Here is a 9452-nt window from a genome sequence, read left to right as displayed (position 1 = left end):
GGTGGGTCAGGCGGCGGCGGGGTTGAGGGTGACGGTGTAGCCGAGGGCTTCGAGTTGGCGGATGTGGTTGCGCTTTTTGCGTTCGGGGTCGATGCGGGTGTCGTAGAAGTCGGCGCCGAGGTCTTCGAAGTGGGCGTCGGGGTTGGACAGCAGGTGCCAGACGATGGTCAGGATGGACCGGCCGACCGCGACCATCGCTTTCTTCTTCCCTCGGCGCCGCGCGATGCGCCGGTAGCGTTCCCCGAGGAAGGTGTCGGTCTGGCCGGCGGTGACGGCGGCCTGGCCGAGCGCTTGGGCGAGGTAGCGGTTGCCGTGTCCGGTGGAGCCGCGGCCCTTCTTCCCCGCGGACTCCTTGACGCTCGAAACGAACTTCGCCCAGGAGGCGAGGTGGGCTGCGGTGGGGAAGCGGGACATGTCGACCCCGATCTCAGCGATCAGCACATAGGCGACGACCAGGCCGACTCCGGGGATCTCATCGAGCCTGGCCGCCGCCAGCGCGAAAGGGCGGATCTCAGCCTCGATCTTGGTTTCGATGTCGGTGATGTCCGCGCTGATCGCGTCGATCCGGGCCAGCATCTTGGCGAGCAGGAACGCGTGATGGTCGATGAAGTGGCCGGTGAACGCCTCCTCCAACGCGCCGATCTTGCCGCGTAGTCGAGTACGAGCCAGCTGCGCGAGCACCTTCGGGTCGCGCTCGCCGGCGATCAGGGCGGCCATCATGTCCCGGCCAGAGACCCCGAAGATATCCGAGGCCACCACGCTGAGCTTGATCTGCGCGTCTTCCAGGAGCTTCTCGACCCGGTTCTTCTCCGCGCTGCAGGTACCGACCAGGTCGATGCGGTAGCGGGTCAGGTCTCGCAGTCGGCGGATCGCCAGCGGCGGTACGAAACTGGCCCGGATCATCTGCTGTTCGGCGACCTTGCACAGCCACACCGCGTCCAGCTTGTCGGTCTTGGGCCGGCCCGGTAGGTGCTTGACGTCGCGGGCGTTGACCAGCCACACCTCGAACCCGGCCGCTTCCAGCACGTAGAAGTAGGGTCGGGCCCAGGGCTCCGGCGTGGACTCTGTTGGCTAACTCATGGTGTTGATAGCGTTACGTCTTGCAGGTGACGTTGTCCCGGGTGAGGTGGGCCATGTCGATGACCGGGCGAGACTGCACCGAGATACCCGTCCGTACGGTCGAGGTGGTCCGCGCGGCGTGCCCGAAGGGAACGCGCGTGACCAGGCTGTGTGACGCGCTGGGGCCGGTCTTCGTCGACGACGACTTCGTGGGCTGGTTCGCCGCCGAGGGCCGGCCCGGACGGTCCCCGGGCATGCTGGCGCTGGTCTGGGTCCTGCAGGCAATGGAGGATCTGACGGACCGGGACACCGCCGACGCGGTCCGCACCCGGCTGGACTGGAAGTACGCACTGAGCCTCGACCTGGAGTACCCAGGCTTCGACTTCTCGGTGCTCAGCGAGTTCCGCGACCGGCTCGCCCTCGACGGGCGCGCGGCGTCGCTGCTCGATGCCATGCTGGACCGGGCGCGGGAGGCGGGGCTGCTCAAGGGCGGGGCCAGGGTGCGCGCCGACTCCCCGCACGTGCTGGCGCGGATCCGCACGCTCAACCGCCTGGAAATGGTGGGCGAGACGGTCCGCGCCGCGCTGGACCAGCTCGCCGAGGTCGCGCCGGGCTGGCTGCGGCCCAGGATCCGCCCCGGATGGCCCGAGCGCTACGGCCGCCGCATCGAGTCAGGCCGGCTGCCCGCAGGGCAGCAGGCCCGCGCGGCCTGGGGCGCCCAGGTCGCCGCGGACGGCGCCGACCTGCTGGAGCTGGTCGATACCGACCAGGAGAACGCCTGGCTGGCCGGGCTGCCGGCGATCTCAACGCTGCGGGCGATCTGGGAGCAGCAGTGCGTCCGCGACCAGCGGGGCCGGTGGCGGCTGCGCGAGGGCAGGATCACCGAGGGGGCCGTGCACGTCGACTCCCCGCGGGATCCGCAGGCCCGCTGGTGCCAGAAACGCGACACCACCTGGAGCGGCTACAAGGTCCATCTGAGCGAGACCTGCGATGACGGCGCCCCGTACCTGATCGTGCAGGCCTCCACGACCGTGGCGACGACCACCGACAACGCCGCGCTCGGCGCGATCCGCGACGAGCGCGGCCGGCGGGACCTGGCGCCGGGCGAGCTGTACCTGGACGAGGGCTACGTCACCGCGGAGGCCGTCGCCGCGGCGGAGGACGACGGGACCGAGATCGTCGGGCCGTTGACCCGCGACTCGTCGTGGCAGGCCACGGCGGGGCGCGGGTTCGCCCGCGACGACTTCATGATCGACTGGGGCGCGAGGGCGGCCACCTGCCCGGCCGGCCGGCGTAGTGCCGCCTGGCGCCACCGGCCCCACATGGCCGGCGACGGTGCCGCGATCGAGGTCGCCGCGGCCGACTGCCACGCCTGCCCGTTTCGCACCGACTGCACCAGGAGCGTGAGCGCCGGTCGTCAGATCGTCATCCCCTCCCGGCGGCTCTACGAGATCCAGCGCCGTAACCGCACCGACCAGAACAGTCAGGAATGGAAGCACCGCTACCAGCATCGCGCGGGCGTCGAGGGCGCCATCTCCGAAGCGGCCCGCGCGTACGGCGTGCGGCGATGCCGCTACATCGGGCTGGAGAAGACCAAGGTTCAACATCAGCTGGCCGGCTGCGGCATGAACGCCGCGCGCATCACGGACTGGATCGAGCGTGACAGCCAGCCCGTCCCTGAGAGGTCCCAGACCAGGTTCACAGCCCTGCGCTCGACAGTTACGCAGAGTTAGCCAACAGAGTCCGGCGTGTTGGGGATTTGACCGGTTGATCCCGTCGGTGTGGTGATCGGGTGGCTGCTGTGGCGGGGACACGGCCGGGTCACGCGTCGCAGACAGAAAGACAGGCACACCGCTTGTAGATCACGGAGGTGTCTAACGTCTTCGTGGTCTGGGGTGCGGCGTGCCTGTGGGCGCATCGTCTCGTGCCGTGGCCGGCGTGGTGGCAGCCGGTGGCATGTTACGGGAGGAAATCTGGGATCGGCTGGCGAGGGTGCCGGATCCACGTTCGCCGCGGGGCCGGGTCTACCCGTTGCCGTGTCTGCTGGCGGTGTGGCTGCGCGCATTGACCGCGGCGGGACATGACGCGGCCTGCGCGGTCGGGCAGTGGGTCGCCCGGGCAAGCCCGGCGGAGCTCCCCCGGTTGCGGCTGCCGTTCGACCCGTTCACCGGCCGGCATCGGGTACCGGACGAAGCGACGCTGCGCCGGTTGCTGGCCCGGGTGGACCGTGACGCGCTCGTCGCCACGCTGCTCGGTGACACCGCCTCCGTTTCGGAGGGCGGGTTACCCACGGCGGTCGCGGTCGACGGAAAGACCAGCCGGGGCGCGCGGCGGGCCGACGGAACCCAGGCGCACCTGCTGGGAGTGGCGACCCACGGGACAGGACTGCTGGCCGGCCAGGTCGAAGTCGAGGCGAAAAGCAACGAGACGACCGCGTTCCCGCCGCTGCTGGCCGCCCTCGACCTGACCGGAGTGACCGTGACGTTCGATGCGATGCACACGGTGCGGGCCAATCTCGACTGGCTCGTCACCGCCAAGAACGCCCACTATGTCGCGATCGTGAAGGCCAACCAGCCGCTGCTGCACACCCGCCTGGCCCGGCTGCCCTGGGTCGACGTCCTGACCGTCGAAGTCACCCGCGATCACGGGCACGGCCGCGACGAGACCCGCACGTTGAAGGTTGCCACCGTCGGCTTCCTCGACTTCCCCACGCCGCCCAGGCTGTGCGGATCATCCGCTGGCGGCGTGGGGGAAGACCGCCGACCCAGCCGCGAAACCGTCTACCTGATCACTGACCATCCTGCCGAGACTGCCAGCCCCGCCGACCTCGCCGCCCACGCCCGCCGCCACTGGCACGTGGAGAACAAGGTCCACTACGTCCGTGACGTCAGCTTCGGGGAAGACGCCTCGACCCTGCGTACCGGCAACATCCCGACCAACATCGCGACCCTACGCTCCACCGTGATCAACAGGCTGCGTCGGGCTGGCTACCGGTTCATCCCACCCAGCCGCCGCGACCACACCACCCCGACCGCCGCACTCGATCTCCACGGCTTCCCCTGACAAAACCGGTCAGACCGCGATCACGCCGGAGCCCTGGTTCCTGCCAGGGGTCGGCCGGTCCATCTCCGATCAAACCCGTCAGCCATAGGATGCCGGCCCACGCTCCGACGCGATGGCCAGTCGGGCTGTCCGCTCCTCTCGACCGAGTATGCCCCCTCCGGGGCTAAGCGGTTGATCGTTACCTGCCGGATCGGATAGATCTGGTGGAGGCAGAGACCCTGCGAAGTGGTCAACTGTGGCGGTCAGCCTCTGGTAAAGCTCGTCCGGGCCGCGCTGCCACCAGACGTTGAGGTCCTTAATCCCGGCGGGCGGCATGATGTTCAGGACCAGTCGGTCTTGCTGAGCGAGCCGATCCGCCAAGTTGGCGGCGTTCTGTCCGGCTGCGATCTTGTCGGTTCTGGTGGCGGTGTCGTAATGATGAATGTGGTGGCCTGCGGGAAGCGCGTGATAATGCGTTGAGTGAGGATTTCCGCGCTACCGGCCCCGGCGTGGGCGGTGCCGAGCACGGCGCCGACGGCCAGGCCGGTATGGGCGACGGTGAGCCCGTCGGGGAAGCCCTCGCAGATGACCGCGACGTCGGAGCGGGGCGTCTCGACGGTGGCCAGGAACGCAATCCTGGGGTTGGGGGCACGCTCCCGGACCGGCTGATCGTAACGGTGTTCCATCGCCGGGTTGAGGTAGCGGAGCTGGTAGTAGTCAGCGCGGCCGGTGTCAGGATCAAGGACGGGGAAGACGATGCCGGGGCCACGGTGGGGCAGGCCGTCGGGACGGGGAAGATGCCGTGGCCCGGGGTCGAAGCCGATCCGGTTGACCGCGAGGAGGAGGTCGGTGAAGCCGCGGCCGTGCAGGTAGCGGCGGGCACCGGCACCGATCGGCTCCCACAGCAGCCGGGCCGCTGCGGCCACGAACTCCGCGATGGCCGGGTCCGGTTCCGGTGGCGGCTCGGAGGTCGTCGCCGGCGACGCGGAGTGTGGCACGAGCGGGCCGTGCGCGCCGGGCCGGCGAGGCATCCGGCCGGGGTCGGCGGAGGTGACCGGGTCCAGACCGGTGCGGCGGGCGAGTTCGGTGAGGGCGTCGCGGACCCCCATCCCGCTAGAGATCATGAGGAGGTCGATGGCGGTGCCACCTTCGCCGCAGGCGTGGCACTTCCACCGCTGGTGGCCGCGGGCTGCCCGGTAGACGCCCATGCTGGGGTTGTTGTCGGGGTGGACGGGGTTGGGACAGTGCCAGCGCGCGCCGGCGCCCCGGCCGCGCGGCTCACCGCAGATCTCGGTGGCGAGCGCGGGCAGGTCGGTGGCCGCCAGGACGGCGTCCCGGTCGATTCTCGGCATCACACATTCCCCGATTCGCGGACGCGGGCTCCTCGCGTCCCCGCTGTGTGAATACGAGGAGGCAGAGCGGAACCGGCGCCGGCCGGTTCGCACACGTATGCCGGCGCGTTTCAGGCACGAGCGCCCCAGGCCGCCGGGTCCCCTGTGACCGGCACCTGCCACCACCCGCTGAGCTGCGGCGATGAGCGGAACGATGGCCCCCGATACGTCGGCGATGGCAACTGTCGACTCCTTTTCCGGCTCTTCGTAGACAAGCCTGGGTGAGCCGCTTTTCGGGCAGCCGAACCGTCGCAGATGGGTCACCTTCACCGGGTACTTCAACGGGCGGGTCTATTGAGACATCACGCTTCCAGCGCGCCTGTCGTCGCTAAGCTTCCTCGTCGGCAACGCGTGAGCAATTGTCAAGACCTGTGGATGGGAGCCGCACCGACCCAGCGGTGGTAGGCGTCTACGTCGACGTTGCTGCCGCAGACGATGGTGACTACGTGTCGGCCGGCGAAGCGGTCACGGTCTTCGAGGATCGCCGCGATGCCGAGCGCGGCCGACGGTTCGACGACGAGGCCGGCGTGGTCGAGGAGCATCCGCATACCGGCGATGATCGACGCCTCCTGGACCAGGACGGCGTCGTCAGCGACCAGGAGGAGGTCGTCCAGGACGGCCGGGATGGGACGCCGGCCGGCGACGCCGTCAGCGATGGTGTTGGTCGAGTCGGTGGTGACGACGCGCCGCCCGCGCCACGAGTGTGTCATCGCCGGTGCGCCCAGCGGCTGGATGCAGATCACCTCGACGTCGGGCGCCCGGGCCTTCACCACATGACCCACACCGGTGGCCAGCGCCCCGCCGCCGAGAGCAATCAGGACGGCGTCGAACGACGGCACGGTGTCCACCAGTTCCAGGCCGATGGTCGCCGCGCCCTCGCAGGTCTCGATGTCCAGGCTGTCTTCGACCAGCCGGATGCCGTCGTACCGCGCGACGGCCGCCGCCCGCTCGCGAGCCATGTCGAAGTCGCCGTCCACCAGCTCCAACCTGGCGTCCAACGCGCGGATGCGATCAAGCTTGGCCGCAGGCGCAAAGCGGGATGCCACGACGGTGACGTCGAGCCCGCGGCCGCGACCGGACCAAGCGAGGGCTTGGCCAAGGTTGCCCGCACTGGCGCACACCACGGCTTGTGAGCCATTGTCGGCGAGCAGGCTCGCGACCACCTCGGTGCCGCGGGCCTTGAAGCTGCGGACCGGGTTCGCCGTTTCGAGCTTGATGCTCACCGTGCACCCGAGGTCGGGCTCCAGCGCCTCGCAGCGGTACAGCGGAGTGTCGAGAAAAATCGGGTCGATTACCCGGCGAGCCACCCGGATCCGAGCAGTGTCGAGGCGCGTCTCCTGCACGACACAGCAGCGTAGCGCCGCCGGCGCTGTTCCATTTGGGTGAACGCCCGGCGACCGGTGCCCGTACTGGGAGGTGAGTCAGCACCGACGGAGAGGGAATGCTGTGCGATCTGTCCGACCTGCCACCGTGGTGACCGCAGCCTTACTGTGCCCGCTTGTCGTTCACCCGCGGCGCGGTGACCTCGACCGCCCCGGCACTGGTCAGAACCTCCCGCGACCGACGCGAGCCATTACACACCACCAGCCGGCGACCGTCGGCGTCGCGCTCATCAGCGAACCGGGCGACGTAGGCATCCACCTCCGCCTGCACCGCCTCAGCCAGCATCCGACGGGCGCCCTCGCGCACGATCTCATCGATCAACGAGGACCCACCAGCCGAGCAGTCATCGCCAGCAGCAGGGTCAGGGACCACGGTGAGCACGGGTGTACCTTCCCGAGCCGGTGCGCCAACACCGGTCCTGATCAGAACTACTACGGCTTCCAGATCTTCCTCGGGAAGTGCGCCCCTTCACGTCACCCCGCCGAGAACCATCCACAGGTTCTGATCATTGCTCGCAACGCGTCGTGCAGCTGGTCTCGACCTGCCTACTCGCTGTGAGGCGACCGCTCTGGCCACGGAGCCGCGCCAGGTACTGCGGGAAAATCCGAGCGCGACCCGTCAGCGACACCGGCGGGCGTTGAGCCGGGCGGCCTGGCGCGTCAGGTGGTCGCGCTCGGCGAGGTTGGGTGCCTTGTGGACCGCCTCGGCGTACAGCCGTGCCGCCGTCGCCAGGTCACCGTCGCGCTCGTGGAGGTACGCCGCCACCGCGGTGTGGCGGGGCAGTGAGTCGTCCAGCATCGCGAGCGCCGCCAGCCCGGCGCGCGGTCCGTCGGCCTCGCCGACGGCCACCGCGCGGTTGAGCCGGACGACCGGGCTGTCGGTCAGGCGCGCGAGCTCGTCGTACCACTCGACGATCTGCACCCAGTCAGTCTCCTTAGCGGTGGGCGCGTCAGCGTGGAGTGCCGCGATGGCGGCCTGGGCCTGGAACTCGCCCAGCCGGTCGCGGGCGAGCGCCGCCTGCAGGATCTCGACGCCCTCGACGATCGACTCCGTGTCCCACCGGCCGCGGTCCTGCTCGGCGAGCGGCACCAGGCTGCCGTCGGGCGCGGTCCGGGTGGCGCGCCGGGCGTGATGGAGCAGCATGAGGGCGAGCAGCCCCGCCACCTCAGGATGGTCGATCACGGCCGTGAGCTGCCGGGTGAGCCGGATGGCCTCGGCGGCGAGGTCGACGTCGCCGGAGTAGCCCTCGTTGAAGACCAGGTAGAGGACGCGCAGCACGGTGGCAACGTCGCCGGGTTGGTCGAACCGCCCGCCGGAGACGGTGCGCTTGGCCCGGCTGATGCGCTGCGCCATGGTCGCCTCGGGCACCAGGTAGGCCTGGGCGATCTGGCGGGTGGTCAGCCCGCCGACGGCGCGCAGCGTGAGCGCGACCGCGGACGACGGCGTCAGCGACGGGTGGGCGCACAGGAAGTAGAGCTGGAGCGTGTCGTCCACCGCGGGCGCGGGCGCCGGCTCCTCGTCGACGAGGTCCTCACGCCGGCGGCGGGCGGCGTCCGCCCGGGCCGCGTCGAGGAACCGGCGCCAGGCCACGGTGACCAGCCAGCCCTTCGGGTCCCGCGGCGGGTCGGCCGGCCAGACGCGGACCGCCTCGACCAGCGCGTCCTGCACGGCGTCCTCGGCCGCCGCGAAGTCGGCTCCGCGGCGGACAAGGATCCCGAGCACGCCCGGCGTGAGGCTCCGGAGCAGGGCCTCGTTCACCCGAGAGTCACTCGGTGATGGTGGGCGGCGCGGTCAGGAACGGGCGCACCTCGAGCCACTCGTGGATCGGCTTCCCGCCCGCCCCAGGGGCGGCCGACAGCTCCCCGGCCAGCTCGAGGGCGCGCTCGTAGCTGTCGACGTCGATCACCATCCAGCCGGCGATGAGGTCCTTGGTCTCGGCGAACGGGCCGTCGGTGACCGGCGGGCGACCCTCGCCGTCGTACCGGACGAACGTCCCCTCGGGGGCGAGTGCCTGGCTGTCGACGAACTCGCCGGTCCCCTCGAGCCGGGCCGCGAAGTCGTGCATGTACCGCATGTGCGCCGAGATCTCCTCCGGCGTCCACCGGTCCATCGGCACGTCGTTGACCGCAGCCGGAGCGCCGCGGTAGTGCTTGAGCAGCAAGTACTTGGCCATCGTGTTTCTCCTCGGTGCTGATGCGACCCATGGTGGTCACGTTCACCGCGGGGACGGAGCCAGTCACGGGTTCTCGACATCGCCGTCCGAATTTTTCGGCTCCCGTAGATGAGCCTGGGTGAGCCGTCTCGTGGTGTCCGGGTCCACGGCGTGGCGCGAGGGCGAGACGGAACGAGGTCTTCCACGATCAGCAGCGACCAAACACCTGAATCAGGAGAAGGCCTCGTGTGCGTCACTGTACGTGTGGTCCTGGCGCGTCGTGGTGCGCTCGGACCGATGAGTTGTTCGGCGTGGAGGGCATGCACGGGGTCTGTTGCATCCGCAGAATCCTTGGCCAGGCATGGTCGAGGAACTCCTGGCCGAACGTGGCCTGGCCGTCGATCATGTGACCGTCTACCGGTGGG

Annotated in this window: 6 protein-coding genes and 2 pseudogenes; 2 read left to right on the top strand and 6 right to left on the bottom strand. The window is 70.0% G+C overall.

Annotation, left to right across the window (positions count from 1 at the left end; genetic code table 11):
- Nucleotides 1-6: 6 nt before the first annotated feature.
- Nucleotides 7-1065 (bottom strand): annotated as a pseudogene (locus tag CV1CTNOD_RS12140) (IS110 family transposase); the annotation flags it as partial.
- A gap of 68 nt (nucleotides 1066-1133) precedes the next feature.
- Between CV1CTNOD_RS12140 and CV1CTNOD_RS12135 the strand changes: the two are divergent.
- Both CV1CTNOD_RS12135 and CV1CTNOD_RS12130 read left to right on the top strand, forming a co-directional pair.
- Nucleotides 1134-2792 (top strand): IS1182 family transposase, encoded by a 1659-nt coding sequence (locus CV1CTNOD_RS12135; protein ID WP_131786221.1) that lies wholly within the window; start codon nucleotides 1134-1136, stop codon nucleotides 2790-2792.
- 169 nt (nucleotides 2793-2961) lie between these two features.
- On the top strand, nucleotides 2962-4122 hold the full coding sequence (locus CV1CTNOD_RS12130; RefSeq protein WP_242606622.1) for an ISAs1 family transposase: 1161 nt from the start codon (nucleotides 2962-2964) through the stop codon (nucleotides 4120-4122).
- 320 nt (nucleotides 4123-4442) lie between these two features.
- On the opposite strand, the gene CV1CTNOD_RS12125 is transcribed toward CV1CTNOD_RS12130, so the two are convergent.
- From CV1CTNOD_RS12125 to CV1CTNOD_RS12105, 5 genes and pseudogenes are all read right to left on the bottom strand, one after another.
- On the bottom strand, nucleotides 4443-5453 hold the full coding sequence (locus CV1CTNOD_RS12125; RefSeq protein ID WP_242606621.1) for a CHC2 zinc finger domain-containing protein: 1011 nt from the start codon (nucleotides 5451-5453) through the stop codon (nucleotides 4443-4445).
- 401 nt (nucleotides 5454-5854) lie between these two features.
- A complete protein-coding gene (locus tag CV1CTNOD_RS12120; protein WP_131786220.1) occupies nucleotides 5855-6835 on the bottom strand; it encodes a threonine ammonia-lyase in 981 nt (326 codons plus the stop codon).
- 151 nt (nucleotides 6836-6986) lie between these two features.
- A pseudogene (locus CV1CTNOD_RS12115) lies at nucleotides 6987-7256 on the bottom strand (transposase); the annotation flags it as partial.
- Nucleotides 7257-7493: 237 nt separating this feature from the next.
- Entirely contained in the window at nucleotides 7494-8633 is a 1140-nt protein-coding gene (locus CV1CTNOD_RS12110) for an RNA polymerase sigma factor (protein WP_131786219.1), read from the bottom strand.
- 7 nt (nucleotides 8634-8640) lie between these two features.
- Nucleotides 8641-9048 (bottom strand): YciI family protein, encoded by a 408-nt coding sequence (locus CV1CTNOD_RS12105; RefSeq protein ID WP_131786218.1) that lies wholly within the window; start codon nucleotides 9046-9048, stop codon nucleotides 8641-8643.
- Nucleotides 9049-9452: the final 404 nt, after the last annotated feature.

This window comes from Protofrankia symbiont of Coriaria ruscifolia (assembly GCF_900634745.1).
Lineage (GTDB): Bacteria > Actinomycetota > Actinomycetes > Frankiales > Frankiaceae > Protofrankia > Protofrankia californiensis.
The sequence above is the reverse complement of the archived record's forward strand: the minus strand, read 5'-3'. Positions and strand labels throughout refer to the sequence as shown.